The sequence below is a fragment of the Verrucomicrobiales bacterium genome, assembly GCA_016793885.1.
GTDB lineage: Bacteria > Verrucomicrobiota > Verrucomicrobiia > Limisphaerales > UBA11320 > UBA11320.
In genome coordinates, this window is sequence record JAEUHE010000047.1 from 17,904 (window position 1) to 34,078 (window position 16,175).

The 16,175-nt window shown below is 59.2% G+C and carries 12 protein-coding genes; 2 read left to right on the top strand and 10 right to left on the bottom strand.

The window, feature by feature from the left end; all coding sequences use genetic code 11:
• Positions 1 to 14 precede the first annotated feature (14 nt).
• The 8 genes from JNN07_06520 to JNN07_06555 form a co-directional block, all read right to left on the bottom strand.
• Positions 15 to 1,826, bottom strand: coding sequence for a hypothetical protein (locus JNN07_06520; GenBank protein MBL9167378.1), 1,812 nt, complete (start codon positions 1,824 to 1,826; stop codon positions 15 to 17).
• An 18-nt stretch (positions 1,827 to 1,844) separates the two neighbouring features.
• The gene (locus JNN07_06525) at positions 1,845 to 2,849 is read right to left on the bottom strand and encodes a peptidyl-prolyl cis-trans isomerase (GenBank protein ID MBL9167379.1); all 1,005 of its coding nucleotides are present in this window, start codon (positions 2,847 to 2,849) and stop codon (positions 1,845 to 1,847) included.
• 380 nt (positions 2,850 to 3,229) lie between these two features.
• Complete coding sequence (locus tag JNN07_06530; GenBank protein ID MBL9167380.1) at positions 3,230 to 6,394, bottom strand: protein kinase; 3,165 nt, start codon at positions 6,392 to 6,394, stop codon at positions 3,230 to 3,232.
• A 115-nt stretch (positions 6,395 to 6,509) separates the two neighbouring features.
• On the bottom strand, positions 6,510 to 7,244 hold the full coding sequence (locus JNN07_06535; protein ID MBL9167381.1) for a sigma-70 family RNA polymerase sigma factor: 735 nt from the start codon (positions 7,242 to 7,244) through the stop codon (positions 6,510 to 6,512).
• Between the two features lie 241 nt (positions 7,245 to 7,485).
• Positions 7,486 to 9,948: a glycogen/starch/alpha-glucan phosphorylase gene (locus JNN07_06540; protein MBL9167382.1), complete on the bottom strand. Its 2,463-nt coding sequence runs from the start codon at positions 9,946 to 9,948 to the stop codon at positions 7,486 to 7,488.
• A 258-nt stretch (positions 9,949 to 10,206) separates the two neighbouring features.
• Positions 10,207 to 11,136, bottom strand: a complete 930-nt coding sequence (locus JNN07_06545) for a HipA domain-containing protein (protein MBL9167383.1) — start codon at positions 11,134 to 11,136, stop codon at positions 10,207 to 10,209.
• Positions 11,133 to 11,441 (bottom strand): HipA N-terminal domain-containing protein, encoded by a 309-nt coding sequence (locus JNN07_06550; GenBank protein ID MBL9167384.1) that lies wholly within the window; start codon positions 11,439 to 11,441, stop codon positions 11,133 to 11,135. The genes JNN07_06545 and JNN07_06550 overlap by 4 nt, the downstream gene beginning before the upstream one ends.
• Positions 11,438 to 11,647: a helix-turn-helix transcriptional regulator gene (locus JNN07_06555; GenBank protein MBL9167385.1), complete on the bottom strand. Its 210-nt coding sequence runs from the start codon at positions 11,645 to 11,647 to the stop codon at positions 11,438 to 11,440. Before JNN07_06555 ends, JNN07_06550 begins: the two co-directional genes overlap by 4 nt.
• Positions 11,648 to 12,116: 469 nt before the next feature.
• Here JNN07_06555 and JNN07_06560 point away from each other — a divergent pair, with 469 nt between their 5' ends.
• Positions 12,117 to 12,356 carry a hypothetical protein gene (locus JNN07_06560; GenBank protein ID MBL9167386.1) on the top strand — a complete coding sequence of 80 codons (240 nt, stop codon included), beginning with the start codon at positions 12,117 to 12,119 and terminating at the stop codon, positions 12,354 to 12,356.
• 273 nt (positions 12,357 to 12,629) lie between these two features.
• Complete coding sequence (locus JNN07_06565) at positions 12,630 to 13,880, top strand: hypothetical protein (protein ID MBL9167387.1); 1,251 nt, start codon at positions 12,630 to 12,632, stop codon at positions 13,878 to 13,880.
• Positions 13,881 to 13,979: 99 nt separating this feature from the next.
• Here the strand turns inward: JNN07_06565 and JNN07_06570 are convergent, their stop codons facing one another.
• Positions 13,980 to 14,606, bottom strand: coding sequence for a hypothetical protein (locus JNN07_06570; GenBank protein MBL9167388.1), 627 nt, complete (start codon positions 14,604 to 14,606; stop codon positions 13,980 to 13,982).
• 185 nt (positions 14,607 to 14,791) lie between these two features.
• Entirely contained in the window at positions 14,792 to 16,015 is a 1,224-nt protein-coding gene (locus JNN07_06575) for a beta-galactosidase (protein ID MBL9167389.1), read from the bottom strand.
• Positions 16,016 to 16,175: the final 160 nt, after the last annotated feature.

Consider the following 16,175-nt stretch of genomic DNA (forward strand, 5'->3'; position numbering starts at 1 on the left):
GTCCACTTGAAAAATTATTGATTGAGCACCGGCGTGCTGATCACGCGACGCAGTTGAAACGGCCCGCTGGCCACGATGTCGGTCCGATGAAGACCACGCAGCGTCTCGACGTAGGTCCCGCTCAGGCTGGTGTAGCCGTAGTCGGATGGAGTCACGCCGACGGTGTTGGTCGGTGTGAAGGTCATCTGGAACGAACGTGAGAACTCATACGCCTCGCCCCGGAAGCTCGTGAACGTGGCGTCGAGGTTGTCGTGGTCCGGATGATACTTGTGCTTGAACGGATTCACCGCGTCGTTCGCACCCAGGGTGTAGGAGCCGGCCACGGTGTTGTTGACGGCGAACGTGCCGGTCAGCGGCAGGAAGTTGTTGGCCGGTGTGCTCGTGAACGGGAAGTCCGCCGTGCTCAGGCGTCGGCCCACCATCTCGCCATCACGCAGCACTGCGCCCTTGTACTGCGGAATAAGCCGCTCATCCGTCAGCAGCACGTAACGCCCCGGCGTTTGCTGCACGCGTCGGCCAAGCTGGTCGAAATCGTAGGTCGCTTCCTGCCACATTTGCACCACGTCCTTGAGCAGGCGCACGGTGCCGTTCGTATCCACGTGCAGCAGCAAGCGCAAGCTGAATTCCGAACGCGTTGGGGTCGGATTGTTGCCCGCGCCTTGTCGCGTGACCTCGCGAGTGATGGCGCCAGTGACGGCATTCGTGGCGATGTTTGTCACCAGCGATCCGGCGTGAACTTCGCTGACTCCATTGATCGTCGCGGTCCCGACCCACAATCCCGCGCGCCCGGCGGCTTCGCGTTGCGCGGGAGTTCCGGTGACCCCTAGCGGCGTGCGGCCGATGTCCACGGGAATATTGAACATCGTTCCCTGACCATCAGTCACGCGAACGATCGTTTCGTAGAGCGTGGCGCTGGTGCTTGAGAAGTTTGCCGCCAGCAGCAGGTTGTAGGAGCTGTTCGCACCCAGTATCTGCGTCAACGGCCGCGGTAGCGGGGCCCAACTCGGCGGGGTGGTATTGAGTTGATACGACAGCGAACCGCCCGGACCGATGTCCGAGACCGTGACGGTTCGGACGATGCTGCCGACGTTCTGCAGGTGCAGCGTCGAGTCCGTAACGGCAGAGCTGAATTGAAGGCCGTTGCCGGACTCTAGGGAAACCCCGAGCGGCCCGTTAAAATCCGAAACCCCCGCCGTGTACACCCAGTAGGCCTCCCCATGTTTCATGCGATCGAACTGGTTCACCAAAGTCCACTCCCCCGCGCTGTTGAGCTGATAGATTTTCTGTAGCTGCTGTTGCGTGTTGTTGTAATGGGCGGGCGAGAATCGGAAGAAGTTGGCGAAGGTCGGCGGCGCGTTGGGATCCACCGGGAATCCGCGGAAGTTGTAGGCGTCCGGTGCCCACTTCGGGAATCGCAGCTTCGGCTCGCCGGCAACAGTGAGCGTGGCTGGCGCGCTGACCTTCACGAGGTAGGCGCGATTGCCGAGTATCTTGAAGAGATTGTTGTTCAGCGACGCGACTCGATTGGTCGGCAGATGCACCAGCCAACGGTCACGATTCCAGACTGTCTCCGACGGGTCCTGGATGAAATCCACGGCGGAAACGACCGAGGCGAACGTCCAGACGCTCTCCACCGGGACGCCTTGGAAGACGACGTTGATGTCCTCGTTCGCGGGTTCGACTTCGAGCCAGATGGCGTTCCAGCCGGCGCGCAGATTAAAAGTCTGGTTCATGGTGAACGCGGCGTGCGCGGGCAACATGGCCAGCAGCAGGCCGAGGGCGGCCACCGCAATCCGGCAGTGGTTCAGTAGCGTTGATGGTTTCATGGTACGTAACACGGAGAATCAATTCGAAGGGAGAGAAGGTGGTGCTGTCGGGGCTTTGGCCACGACGGATGCAGGAAGCGGAACAGCCTGGAGAGCGGACTGATTAATCTCCACGGTTACGCCAACACGCTGCTCGGCGTAGAATCGTTCCGCGTTCGCGAGTCGCTGCCGCTCCTTGAGTTGGTGAACAAGCTGTTCGCGCACCTCGGCCAGGGGACGAAGGCCTCCTGCCTGACGCTCGATCAGTTTGAGGACATAGAAACCTCCGCCCGCTTCGACCAGTGGGGCGATGACGCCAGCTGTTTCCAAGCTGAACGCCGCGTCCACCAGCTCCTTCGGCCAAGACGGCGGCGTCTGCCCGCGCTCCAGCCAGCCCACCTCGCCTCCAGAGTATCGCGTCGCACGATCCTCGGAATGCAATCGCGTGACTTCAGAAAAGTTCGCGTTCGGCTCCTGAGCGAGGCGCCGAACCTTTTCCGCACGAGCGCGCAGCTCAGCGCGTTTCTCCACCGTGGCCTTCGCAGAGCCCTTGACCTGAATCAACGCCACCCGGATTCGCTCCGGGCGCTGATACTCAGCGGCGTTCTCCCGATAAAACTCCTCCACCTCGGCCGTTGTCGGAGCCGGTTGTTTCTCGACGTCGGGCTTGTGCGCAGTCTCGTATTTCGCCACGACCATCCGTTCCCAACGCCGGACGAGTTCCGGATCACGGTCCACGGCCGCCGCCCTGGCTTTGTTCAGGAGAACCTTCTCGCGAATCAGTTCATCCAGGACCTGTTGACGCAGCGTCGGCCCTGCTTCCCCGCCGAGCGACTTGGCGCGTTTGGCGAGAGCTTCTGAGAGATCCTCAGCGGCAATGGTGAGTTCCCCGACCTTGGCGACCACCTCGGGCGAGACCGATAGCTGAGCGGCCGGCTTTTCCCCGCCACAGCCGATCAATGCGATCCCGACGGCGATAAACAAGGAGGGAAAGAAAATCGAACGAGCCTTCAAAAGCGGGATCGACACAACGAGGATAGCCATTCGCCGGCACGTCTGGTGGAATCTGTTGGGTTCGGTTTTCATCGGACTGAAAGCTTGTTCGAACTCTTACAGAAACGTTTCCTTGGCCTTGTCTCACGAAAGTTGAACTTTTCTTGGCAGCTTCGGAGCAAAACGTGCATCCCACAGAAAACCAACGGAATAGCTGGCGAAATCACGACTCTTCTTGAACCTAGGAAGGAGGATGGAAACCACGGATTTCAGGGATGACACGGATCTGCAACGACCTGGAAGGACGACCCATATCACTCTGAGAAGGAGTGCGAACTCGTGCTCAAGATTGCCGCAACACTTTCTTAATCCGTGTCATCCGTGAAATCCGTGGTGAGTCCATTCCCGGATGTTGGCTCATCGGCAGTGGCTTACTTTCGGACGATCGCTTTAGCCAGCGAACGCGGTTCCCAGATGCGGGCTACCCGGTCTCGGGATGCGGTGGCCAGGCGGGTCCCGTCCGGGCTGAAGGAGAGCACGCTCGGCGGTGAGAGCGGACCTCGAAGCTCTTCGAGGCGCGTGCCATCGTCGAGATTCCACAGGCGGATACCCAGATCTTCAGAGGCCGTGGCGAGGATCGGCCGGGTGGGGTGCCACGCCAACGCGGTGAGGGGGGCATTGTGGACGCGAAACTCACGCACCACTTCAAGCGTCGTGCCGTCACGGAGGCGAACGTTACGATCCGCACCCGCCTCCACGAAGCGGCGTCCGTCCGGCGCCGGGCAGGCCACGCTCGTGATACTGGCGTTGGTCAGGCGGCGCACGATTCCTCCCGTGGCCATGTCCCACAGGACAATCTGCTCGACCGAACCAGGAGATCTGCGGGGCGCGTGGGTGGTGACCAGTCCGGCGAGATGGTCCCCGGAATTGAGCCAGACGACATCGGTGAAGCGCCTGATGTCCGCCACTTCCAGCGCCACTGCGGGTTTGCCACGGACGACATTCAGAATTTCGAGCCCTGTGAAATCCGATCGCAGCACCGCCACGCGATCTCCTCCGGGGGCAATCCGAACATGCGCGATAAGACCCTTGGGCCTCAATGACGCGATAGGCTTGAGCTCTTGCCCCGCCCTTTCCAGCACCTTGATTATTGCTGACGAATTATACCTGCCGATCGCCACACGGCGACCATCCGCACTGACGCTGGGTTGCCCGTAATCGTTGTCTGGGGGAGTCCACCGAACCGTGGGTTCGGTGCCAGAGATGGATTGAAGTTCGGCACCCATGAAACCATGGGTCGAGGGAGCAAACAGATCGTCGTTCGAACCCCAGAATACCGCGCTGGGGTGAGCGTTGTTGCCCCGAATGACTCGCAGCGGCAGCACACTCGCCGTATCCCACACCCGGAGGTCGCGCCCGCCGACGATGACTTCGCCGGAGAGAGGATGCAGGGAGAAGTTTCGGATCTCGCCACTGCCACCGTTCAAGTTCTGGCACGCTCGCCCGGTGCCGGCATCCCAGCATTGCAAAGCCTGACGTCCGTCTGGAAGCGTCGCCGCCGTGATAAACCGTTCGCCTCCGGGAAGGAAGGCCACACGGCGAATGTCACTCTCGTGCGGCTGAATCTCGAAGCGTAGTCGCCCGTCCGCCAATTCAAAGCCACGCACAAAGCCCATGGGGTTCACCGCCACCAACAGGTTGCCGCCTTGCTGCGGCGCAAACTCCTGAAAATAGTCACCGGGCAGTCTCATCACATTGGATCCATCCACGGACTGCACCAGACGAAGCCCCTCCACCCAGCAGTAACTCGCCAAGCGCTGTCCGTCGCCTAGGAAACGCGCCGCCTGATACGAGTCCTTGTGTTCCCAGCGATGAGTCCCGTCGATGGAATCCCACATTTCCAGGCGCCGACGGTCCGCGCTGGTCTGCAAGAGCATGGTGCCATCAGGGCTGAATTCCAGCCGCCCCGAGCGTGGAGCCTTCCACTCGACCAGCTTTCTACCATCCGCCGCGTCGTGAACCACGATGCCGCCAGGGCCGGTGCGGCCGATGGCCAAGCGATCGCCGGCCCTCGAGAAAGCGAGCCGCAATGCGGCATTCGTGGCGATCTGCTCGAATCCTGGAGCAAACTCAAGCAACCGCGTCCCATCCCTCACGTCGAAGATCACGATTCCCCCTCCGCGACAGGACGTCGCGAACACCGAGGGCCTGGTCGGGTGTGGCACGAGATCGTCCATCTTCCCATCGCCCATAGGCTGGAGAAATCGCGATGTGTCCGATTCACCGAGCAAGTAAGCCCAGGTCGCATCGCGAAGCTCAACGGGCACCGTGTCGAGCGCAGCTTGAGTGGCCGGGCCATTGCCTTCGCGCAGCGAGGACTCCGCGAGCGCGATCGCCGAGCGTGCTAGCGCCGCCTCAGCTCGGCGCAACTGTTGCGTTTCGCTCCGACGTGCCTCTTCGGCCTTCCGCCACTGCCAGGTGACACCGCTCATTCCTGCAAGAAGGACAACGAGCAATAGCGCGCTGACACCGGCCAGCGCGGGATGTCGCCGCGCCCACTTGAAAAACCTTTCCCCACTGCTGACCGGCCGGGCGTGGATCGGCTCATGGCGAAGCCAGCGTTCCAGATCCGCAGCCAAATCGCCGGCGGTCGCGTACCGGCGCGAGGGCTCCTTCTCCAGACACTTGAGGCAGATCGTTTCGAGATCGCGATCACCGGGGCCAGCAACCATGCTGGGTCGTTGAGGCTCCTCCTCCACGACCAGCCGCAGCGTCTCCAATGGCGTCGCCCCGAGAAACGGCGGACGACCTGTCAGAAGTTCGTACAAAATTCCGCCAAGGCTGTAGATATCCGTAGCCACCGATAGCGACGCCGACCTGCCCGCCGCCTGCTCAGGCGACATGTAGCTGGGTGATCCGAGAACCGCGCCGCTGCGGGTGAGATCGCTACCGGAGCCGAGCTCCTTGGCGAGACCGAAGTCAGCCACGTGAGGTTCACCCACCGAATCGAACAGAATGTTGGCGGGTTTGAGATCGCGATGAAGCACTCCATGTTGGTGTGCGAAGTATACCGCGCGCGCCACCTTGGTGAGCAAAGCCACGCCATCCTCGATCCGCAGAACTGACCGGCCCAACCGGTCAGCGAGGCTACCACCTGGAAAATATTCCATGCTAAAGCACGGGCAGCCGTCCATCACACCCACGTCGTACACAGGTACGATATTGGGGTGGTTCAGACGACCCGCCATCTGCACCTCCGCCTGGAACCGCCGTCGCGCCACGTCTCCCACCAGTCCCGCCGCGTGAATGGCCTTCACCGCCACCGTCCGGTTGAGCCCCGGCTGGTGCGCCTTGTAGATCACGCCCATACCACCGCGGCCAATCTCCCCCAGCAGCTCGTACTCGGCGTAGAAATCAGTATCCGAATCACCCTCTGGAACGGTGCCGCTCCGAGGCGTGGTATCCGCACTCTGGGCAGGATAAACCGTGGAGCTGGTGTTGGAAAGACGCCGAAAGATGCATGCAGGACAGACGGGCTGGACGTCTGCCGTCGCCAGTGTCCCACCACAATCGCTACATTTTCGTTCGTTTTCCATTCAGTCTACGCCCAGGCCGCTCCTAGCGTTGAAGCGCCGGTCATGGCCCGGCGGTGTCATCCGCCAACGCTTACAGAAACATTCCCCCCGCACTGTCTCACTTTCTTCCTCAGGATTATTCCAACACGGCCACCAGATGAGCAATTTCGCCATCGACATCGCGCGGATCATTCACCGTGCTGGCGATCTCCTCGCGAAAGAGTGCAGCATAACGTTGTCGGATCCTTTGCACGCTCGAACGTACGCCGCTCTCCGTCACCTTCCACAACGCGGCAAGACGGGTGTATTCTCCAGGCGGGGGCTCTCGAAACAACAGCGCGCTCAACTCGTCGAAGCGATCCCCCTTCCCGGCCTGGGCGAATTCCTCGCGTAGCCTCCGCAGGACCGTGTCGAGAATCGCCTTCGCCCAGCGCCGGTCAAAACCCAATTCGGCGGAGGATGCCTCGGCAGGCTCGTGGCGATAACGCTCCTCGGCGGCCATTGCATCGAACGAGATCGCGCGCATCAAGCCGCCGCGTTTCTGGCGGTTTGATTTCTTCCATTCATTGGCGAGAAAGTGCTTGATCGACGCGAGCAGGAAGGAGCGGAAGCGCCCTTTCTCACGGTCCACGTCCTTGAGATAATGCTTGGCCAGGAACAGCTCAAAGAATCCCTGGGTTAGATCCTGTGCGTCATGCGGGTCGTGGCCCTGTCGGCGCACGTAGGCGTAGAGCGGATACCAATAGACACGACACAGATGCTCCAAGGCTGCAGTCGAATCGCCGCCGCCCGCCGCTTGCAAAACCACCGACCAATGCGTCGTCTGGAAGACAGGATTTTGGTCAGGCGATGGCTGATTTTGAGAACTCAACAACACGCACGAGCATTACCATTTTGGGGGCGCGAGGTCGAGATGCAACTGACGCGTGACGAGGTAGGGCGAAACTCCGTTGAGCCCATGAATGCCCATTGGTTGGAAGGGTGGAGGGAGCCGCGGCGAGAAGCGCTCCGTGTTAATCGATAATCGACGCTGAGAGGCCCTCATCGGTGGCAACCCCTCATGGATCCATGTCATCCGCGCAATCCGTGGTTCACCCAATTCCGGTAGCCCCCTACACCCTCACCGGATCCAGCTTCCAGATGTCCCGGGCGTATTCTGAGATGGTCCGGTCGCTCGAGAATTTTCCCATCCGGGCGGTGTTCAGAATCGCCATCCTTGCCCAGCGAGCCGGGTCGCGGAAGACAGCCTCGATTTTCTTGTGGCTCTCGCTGTAGGACTCAAAGTCGGGCAAGCACAAAAACGGATCATGGTGAACGAGGCTGTCGCGGAGCATGTTCAGGCAGCCGGGTTCGTCCGGAGTGAAATAGTTCGACCCAACCCAATCCACCACCGCTCGAAGCTCTTCGTTCGCGTCGAGGTACTCCTGCGGCTTGTAGCCTTTCTTCCACAGGGCGGCGACCTCCTCCACCCGCAGTCCGAAAATGAAAATGTTCTCGTCGCCCACCTCTTCGGCAATCTCGACATTGGCGCCGTCGAGCGTCCCGATGGTGAGGGCACCATTCAGCGAGAGTTTCATGTTGCCGGTGCCGGAAGCTTCTTTGCCCGCCGTCGAAATCTGCTCCGAGAGATCGGCCGCGGGAACAATGCGCTGCGCGAGGGAAACGCGGTAGTTCGGCAGAAACACGACCTTCAGCATGCCGTTGATCCGAGGATCGGCGTTGATTTTGGCTCCGACCGCATTGATCGCCTTGATAATGCACTTCGCCATGTCGTAACCGGGGGCGGCCTTGGCCGCGAAGATGAAGACGCGCGGAATCACCTCCTGCTCCGGATTCTGCAACATGCGACGGTAGAGGGCGAGAATGTGGAGCAGATTGAGATGCTGGCGCTTGTATTCGTGAAGTCGCTTGATCTGCACGTCGAAGAGGGCCGAAGGATTCACCTCCACGCCGCACTCCCGCTTGATGATCCGCGCCAGGTCGACCTTGTTGGCGTGCTTGATGGCCATGAACTCGCGCTGAAACTCCGCGTCGTCCGCAAATTTCTCGAGCCCCCGCAACTGGTCCAGATTGCGTTCCCACCCGTGACCGATCTTGCGGGTGATCAGTTCGCTCAACCGCGGGTTGCACGCGAGCAGCCAACGACGGGGCGTGATGCCGTTCGTCTTGTTGTTGAACTTACCCGGATACATGGCATCGAACTCCGGAAACAGATCGCTCTTGATCAGCTTGGTGTGCAGCGCGGCCACCCCGTTTACCGAATGGCAGCCCACCACCGACAAGTGCGCCATCCGCACCATCTGGTGATGGCCTTCCTCAATGATCGAAAGCACGCGCTTCCGGTTCACGTCACCAGGCCACTTGGACTCCACCTCGTCCAGAAATCGTTTGTTGATCTCGAAGATGATCTGCAGGTGGCGCGGCAGCACCTTGTGGAAAAGCCCCACGCTCCACTTTTCCAGCGCCTCGGGCAGCAGGGTGTGGTTCGTGTAGGCGAAGGTGCGCGTGACCAGACCCCAGGCCTTCTCCCAGGGCATCTTGTAGTCGTCGTGGAAAATCCTCATCAACTCGACAATCGCCACCGCGGGGTGCGTGTCGTTCAGCTGGATGGCCACCTTCTCCGGAAAGTCGTCATAGTCTTCATTGCCTTTCCGGAACCGGCGGAAGATGTCGCGTAGCGAGCAAGCAACAAAGAAATACTGCTGCACCAGTCGCAGCTCCTTGCCGTTTTCGGTTTTGTCGTTGGGGTAAAGGACTTTGGAAACGGTCTCCCCCATGTTCTTCTCGCGCACGGCCTCCTCGTAACCGCCGCGGTTGAACGCCTCGAAATCGAACTCCTCGGGTGCTTTCGATTCCCAAAGACGCAGGAAGTTGACCGTGTTCGTGCCAAAGCCCGGAATCGGAATGTCATAGGGCACACCCACGATCTTCTTCACGTTCCTCCACCGGGGTAGGTAGTTCCCACGATCGTCGAACACATTCTCGACTTCGCCATAGATCGGGATCTCCACCGAGTGTTCCGGGCGCACAATTTCCCAAGGAGTGCCGAAATGCTGCCAGGCGTCCGGCAGCTCGACCTGATGTCCATTGCGAAACTCCTGCTTGAACAGCCCATACTGGTAGTGGATGCCGTAACCGATGGCCGGGAGATCCAGTGTGGCCAGCGAATCGAGGAAGCACGCGGCAAGACGGCCTAGGCCGCCATTGCCCAGGCCCATGTCATATTCTTCACGGCGCAGGACGTCGGTCTCGAGACCCAGTTCATGCAGCGCGTGCTCCATTTCCTCGAAAACACCGGCGCTGTGGAGACTGTTCGAGAACAGGCGTCCCATCAGGAACTCCAGCGAGAAGTAATACAATCGCTTGACGTTCTTCCCATGATGCACCGCCTGCGTCGCGATCATCCGCTCCAGGATGATGTGGTGCACGGCTTTGGAGGCCGACAACCACCACTCCCGCCTGCTCGCGGTTCCCGCATCCCGGGCGAGACCGAATTTCAGATGCGACTGGATGAGGGACTTGAGGCCGTTCGCCGATTTGTCCACGCCGGACTTGAAGGTGGCAGTTTCAGACATGCGGTTCGTTGTGTTGGCTTAGAGTTGATGGACCCATGCGGCGAGCAATGCCTAGGGCTCGCTTGCGCTCACGGAGCCAAGAGAAGCAGCATTGTTGCTGCCAAGGCAAGATTACATCGAAAATCCACAACCGGCCGACGAGGGCCCTGCGGCGATTTGACCAGGTTGCTCAGATTTCGACTTCGCTGCCGCCCCACCCAAGGGATTCAGCCGACATCGGTCCGACAAATGAAGCTCCTAGGGGAACCCCGTTCGATCTCACAGCTGCATCCGCTGTCCCCGTTCGGTCAAAAGCGCGGCATAGTTCTCTTTCATGCCTGCTGATAGAAAGCTCTCGTTCACCAGTTCCCGCCAGGAGGGTATTGCCTTGGCGAATCGGGATACGACATCGCTCAACACTTTTTCGTTGATTTGGAGCCGTTCGCGAGCGAAGTAGTCAAAGACATCGTGGTGAGTGAGCCTCGATTTTTTTCCTCTCACCGGAAGCGCCAGTTCTTCCTTGGCTGCTCCGAGAGCGATCGTCGTATTTAGGAAATCGTAGGCCGGAGCAAGCTCCACCTTCCCGTTGCGACTCAGCAATGAAAAGTTCTTGAGGTGCATATCTTCGTTCCCGACCAGAAAACTGAACAGAGTACGCTCGAACAATTTCACCCGCTCAAGCGCTGGAAATGTGCAATACTGATCGATAACCCCGGCGACTTTCTCCATGGAGGACTCATACTTGGTCTCACGGCTCGCCCCGCTGAGCTGTGCAAAATCTTCAACCGGCAAACGATCGCGGCCCTCGCGGTCGAAGCGTTTGATAAAATAGGTGAAGGAACCATCGACCGAACTCACCAAACCATGGACCGGCACCTTAATGCCCACCACGGCCGCCATCCGCATGGTGACATCCTCGTTTTCCGGCAGTTCGCGGAAGTCCAGGCTTTGAGGTTTCAGGATGTATCGCCCCCCCCGATTCACCACTTCGAATCGTCCTTCGGTGATTCGCAGAACGACGCTGAGCTTCAGCTGCAAACCCTGGATCGACATTTTGCCGGCACGATGAATCGCCTCCTGCCGTTGCTGCTCCGCGGTGAATTCGAGGGGCGCTAAGGACGCCAGATTCCGATTCAGCAACCGCAAACCTGCCCGCGAGTAGGTTGAGCCATCGGGCAAAAGCTCGTAGGTGATCGGGCAACGGTTCATGGCACTTCCTTGATCGTCAGCGAGCCCACGACATCTTCGCCCACGGTTATCAATTGCTTAAAGAGATCCTTCCTGTCGATTTTGTACTGCCGGAGCATTGCCTCGAGCACCAGTCCCTCCGGGAGCAGCCCTTCAAAAACGGCCGGAAAGTGATCAAACTCAAAAGGAGCTTCGCGGACCGGCAGTGCGAGAGAGATCCGCTCGCCACGATAGCCTGGAACATAGGTGAGGCGGTAATGGTGCTGCTCAAGCTCCTCGAGAACGCCAGCGAGCGTTCCTTGCTGATAAACTTCGGCCTTCCTCATGTGGAGTTGGCTTGGTCTTGCTGTCGTTCCAGCACCGGACTTTGGAGGACGAGCGTGATATTCAAGGCCACAAGCACCTTCTTCAAGGTGTCGAATCGCACGGATTCCTTCCCGTGTTCAATGTCGAAGATAACGGTTTTTCCGACGCCCGCGAGCTTGGCCAGCTCCGCCTGGCTGAGGCCACTCAGCTTGCGATGGTCACGCACTATCTTCCTCAAATCAGGTTCCATATACCGCAATGCCGGTAATATTCTCTATACGTGATCAATTTGGCTTCTCGAGATATAATTTCAACCCCTATTTACCGCTTGAGCGGTTATTTTCGCTAGTTGATGGAGAGATCTGAGTTGGAACAACGCTTTTTGGCTACTTATTACCGCTTTGGCGGTAACTAGGCCTAAGCATTATCCACAAGTTCTTCGACCAAATGTTAGAATCCCGTTGGGATAGGGAGGAAGCCCTCCGAACTTGTGGGTAATGCTCAGAACTAGGCACCGCTTAGCCACGCACAAGGTGGGTTCTGGCGTTGGTTTGTTGGCGGCACTCGCCGTTCGACAACCGTCATGGCGAAGGCCGTCGGCCTGGGCGGCGGTTCGCTCTTCTCTGAAAAACCTTACAAAAACCCTGTAAGGTCCGACCGCGAATGGCGGAGGAAGAGAGTGAATGAAAACATTAATGACTTCTCTCTCCTTAACCTGGATGGCGGTTGAGACACTCGGTGGATGCAACAACCGTCGCGCCAGCGGGGCACAGGACCGCGTTGACACAAGCACCGGTGTTGGGGCGGCGACCAGGCGGTCGCTCGCCAGCACTTCGGCGACTCGCTTCTGGGATGAACCACGGAAGCGAACCTTCCCGCTCGTGGCACTCGCTCACCTGGCCCTGATTCTCTCCGCTTGGCTTTCCGGCAATTAGGGACCGGCCAGGGCGTCGCGGCTAGTCACGGTGAAATCTGAGTGGACTGGGTCGATGCGGCCTTCCATTCGCCGCCGCGGCGGACCAACACATCGGTAAAACGGTAAGTGCCGTTGATCTTTTGACCACCTTGAGTGCCTTTATCGTCGGCCCAGGGCAACGGCGACTCTGAGGGCAATCACGATGGCGGATTGCAAAAAGTCTCACCGCCGACGGCTGGACGTCACCAAAGAAAAGCTTGTCCTGCGAAGATCGACCTCTAAATATTATGGAATGCGCTTCCTGTCTCTTTTTGCATTAGTGCCCGCATTGGCCTTAGTGGCATGCAGCGAGTCGTCCACGGCGGAAATTCGTCCGTTGAGCGATGGACAGCCGGCCGCCGCAAGTCCTGGGCCGGGAGAAGTGGCCAGCGAGCCCCGGACGGTCAAAGCACCCCCCCCTACCTCCGCCGCCAAAGCTCCACCCCCGGCTCCAGCTCGCACCAGCCCTTACCGGTTGCTCGGCATTCTCGACCCCGACCGCGAGCGCATGGTGGCCTTCGCCTTGAAGGTCCCGAGTGATTGGGTGGCGAAACAGGAGTTCCATCGCAAATGGGAAGGCGCAGTAGGATTGCCGCAGATCGGCATCACCTTGAGTGCGCCGGATGGCCGTTCCCAGATCGTCTACTTCCCCTCCACACAATACCTTTACTCGGAAGGCCCGATGACCGCCAACTTGCGCGCCCAAAAAAGATCCTTCGGCTTGCCTGAACAGGCTTCGCCCAATGAACTTGCGCCGATGCCTCCCGTTCAATATCTCCGAGAAGTTTTTCTCCCCACTCTGGCGCAGAGCGGCATGACCTTGCAGGACCTCGGAAATGAGAAAACCGCACCGCAGACTCGCGGCGAGAATGGACAGGTCCAAACTCGTGGCTCCCTTGATGGTAAGCTGCCCAATGGCAATCGGGCGCGCATCGAGGCCCGTATTTGGCATTCCTCACGGCAGATGGGCACCGATACCTACCATAGCTGGAGCGTCGTCGCGTCGATTACCCAGACGAGCACAGGCGATCTCGAAGCCATCCATGCCCACACGCGCATCGCGCAGGACTCCATCGTGCAGAATCCTGCCTGGGTGAAGATCGAGCAGGAGGCGCAAGCGCGCGGCTACCAGGCGAACCAAGATGCCAGCCGGCAGCAACACGAGGCCACCATGGCGCAGATTCGCGCCAACACCGAGGCCATGACCCGCGGCCACCAGCAACGAATGGATGCCATCCGGCAATTCGGCGAAGCCAACACCGCGCGCTTCAACCAGCGCATGGACAACATGGATCGCGAGCAGCGCATCCGCGTCGATACCATCCGCGGTGAGTCCAAATACGTGAATCCCACCACGGGGCAGCAGGTCAAAGTCGAGGACGGCTACAAACACGTCTATAACAGCCAGCAGCACCCGAATCTCTTCCTGGGAACCGACACCCCCATCAACCCCGGGGCACTGGACTGGCAAGAACTGCAGAAGGTGTCGTTGGAGCATTACTAAGCGCCACTTCGAAGACTCTTTGCGCACCCAGTGCGCTTCGTATCACTTCACGAGCGACTTGATGGTGGGCAGCGGCGCTCTAGCAATTCACGATTTAGATCAGGGCGCACCCAGTTGGTCGATTGACGCCTTCCTGGCGGTTCCCCGCCGGCAAAGCTCATCAAGTGTTTCGGCGAAGAGATCGAACAAAAATCGAAACTGCTCGATGGTTTGGATGGAAGGACGGTCCTCAACCATAAACTCAAGCACATCGAGAGTTGCTGTCGGTGTTTCAGCTGCAGAATTCCGGGTGAAAAAACCGTGGGCGTCTTTGGTCCCAAAATGGATCCGAGGCTGTGCGGCGATCATATCCCGAATTCGCTGATTGGCAAAAATCTGTCGCAGCCTCGTATCGTCGGTGCCTTGAATGATGAATTCCTGGTCGAATTCCGGATAACCCACCAACACGTCCTGCATCCCGAGGCACTTGCCGAACTCGCTGAACACTCCCTTGCGATAGACGGTGAAACGAAAGCGGTCGCAATTCCAATAGGGCGCACGCATACGAGTGCGGTGATACTTGCCGTGTTCATCCAGAGTGATGAACCAACCAGCATGGGAGGCCTCGATCTTGCCTCGGGTCCAAAAATCGCCCTCCACATACTCCGCGTTGAGTTCGCTCGCCAGTTTCCGCCAGATCACGTCGCGGCTCGGTCCGAATAGATCGTCAAGGGGAGGTAGTGGCATATCCGCACCATTGGAAAATCAAACGGCTTCGTCCAGTCTATAAGTTTGCTCCCGGACTTTCAGCTCAGACGAATTCTTTCATTCGCCTCTCATGGGCCGACCCGCAAGGGATCTCAGTGAGATCCCGACGTCGGCAGAATAGCACCATGAGATTGTTGCTCGTGAATGTTTCCCCCGAGGCCCCCTCACCGCGCGGGCAGCAGGTAGAGCCGCCCTTCACCGGCGTCGAGGGAGATCTGGAGGCCGGGCATGTCCGGACTGTCATCTCGGATAGATTCTTCCCGACCGGTCTTCGGGTTCACTTCGACGACTTTGTTCACATCCACGTCGAACTCCACTGTCGGCCATGCGCTGTAGGCGAAGTGATAGTTGTTGATCAAGACCGCCCGACGGCCATCCGCGTGCCGATAGACGCCTACGAGATAATCCCCATCGCTGATCTGACGAAGGGGTGTTCCCTTGAGCGAATCGGGAGCGGCCCCTTTGGGTTGGATGCGATGCACCCCCGTGCTGAACAGCTTCATCAGCGTCGGTCCTAAATTCTTCAGCCCGGCATTGATGCGCTTCGCTTCATCGTAATGCCGTGTTCGCCGACCGTCCGCCGTGAGAATCGCGCCACCTTTTGGAAACTCGTCTCCGCGCGGCGTCCAATAGCAAAAGTACATCACGCCCTTCGCGCCATAGGCAAGCGAAGTGAAGATCTGCCACCTCAGCTGGGCCTCGGTGGGATCGGTGTGCGGGCCATACGGCATCGTGTTGAAGAAATTCCAGAACGGAATCCCGCCCTTCAACGATTCGCGTCGCATCACCTCCAAGTTGCGACAGTAATTCTCGCGTCCATCCGCATCCGGCTTGAAGATCGGATAGTGGTCCATGCTCAACACATCGGGGTTCACCTCGTTCATGAACCTAGCGATGTGTTCATCGTAGGTCGGGGTGCCCAGCTGCTGAGGCGACGCGTAGTTGGGGAACAGATTCATGTAAGCGAGCTTCTCGGGACGCGCGGCACGCAGCGCATCCACCGTCTTGCGCAACGCGGCAAACTGGCTCGCATTCGGTTCATCCATAACCGAGTAACCCCAACAGGCTGGTCCATCCGGCAATTGCTCATACGGCGGCGCACCGAGCTGGATCAACGCCTTAAGCCCATACTTCTGGCAGAGCCTCAACTGCTCTTCGGCGGGTGGGGGATTCCGATCGCCACACAGTCCAATCACGAACGTGAAGTTCGCTTCGGCGATCTCCGCGTACCGTCCCTCGAGATCCTCATCCGTCCTGGGGGCAACCCAAAAGCCAATGCCAAAACGGTCCTGAACGAACCGAGGCTCCGCCGCCACCGCAACCCAAGGGCAGCTCAAGAGCACCGCGCCGAGCGTCAGAACGGCGTCCAGCCAAAGCCACCGGAGCATAGGGCGAGCGGATGAAACGACAGGAGTCCAACCGGGGAAGAGATAGTGAATCATGATTTTTCGTCGCGATTTGTACAGGTTCAGAGTGGTGGACGAAGACGGACAGGACGATGTTCACGAGTTCAACGCCACACGACAGCAGATGCAACCCAATAAATAG

What these genes read in the sequence shown, in the direction of transcription:
- JNN07_06540 (MBL9167382.1), bottom strand. Translation starts at nt 9,948, where the DNA reads ATGTCTGAAACTGCCACCTTCAAGTCCGGCGTGGACAAATCGGCGAAC.
- JNN07_06575 (MBL9167389.1), bottom strand. Translation starts at nt 16,015, where the DNA reads ATGCTCCGGTGGCTTTGGCTGGACGCCGTTCTGACGCTCGGCGCGGTG.
- JNN07_06520 (MBL9167378.1), bottom strand. Translation starts at nt 1,826, where the DNA reads ATGAAACCATCAACGCTACTGAACCACTGCCGGATTGCGGTGGCCGCC.
- JNN07_06545 (MBL9167383.1), bottom strand. Translation starts at nt 11,136, where the DNA reads ATGAACCGTTGCCCGATCACCTACGAGCTTTTGCCCGATGGCTCAACC.
- JNN07_06570 (MBL9167388.1), bottom strand. Translation starts at nt 14,606, where the DNA reads ATGCCACTACCTCCCCTTGACGATCTATTCGGACCGAGCCGCGACGTG.
- JNN07_06565 (MBL9167387.1), top strand. Translation starts at nt 12,630, where the DNA reads ATGCGCTTCCTGTCTCTTTTTGCATTAGTGCCCGCATTGGCCTTAGTG.
- JNN07_06560 (MBL9167386.1), top strand. Translation starts at nt 12,117, where the DNA reads ATGACTTCTCTCTCCTTAACCTGGATGGCGGTTGAGACACTCGGTGGA.
- JNN07_06525 (MBL9167379.1), bottom strand. Translation starts at nt 2,849, where the DNA reads ATGGCTATCCTCGTTGTGTCGATCCCGCTTTTGAAGGCTCGTTCGATT.
- JNN07_06550 (MBL9167384.1), bottom strand. Translation starts at nt 11,441, where the DNA reads ATGAGGAAGGCCGAAGTTTATCAGCAAGGAACGCTCGCTGGCGTTCTC.
- JNN07_06530 (MBL9167380.1), bottom strand. Translation starts at nt 6,394, where the DNA reads ATGGAAAACGAACGAAAATGTAGCGATTGTGGTGGGACACTGGCGACG.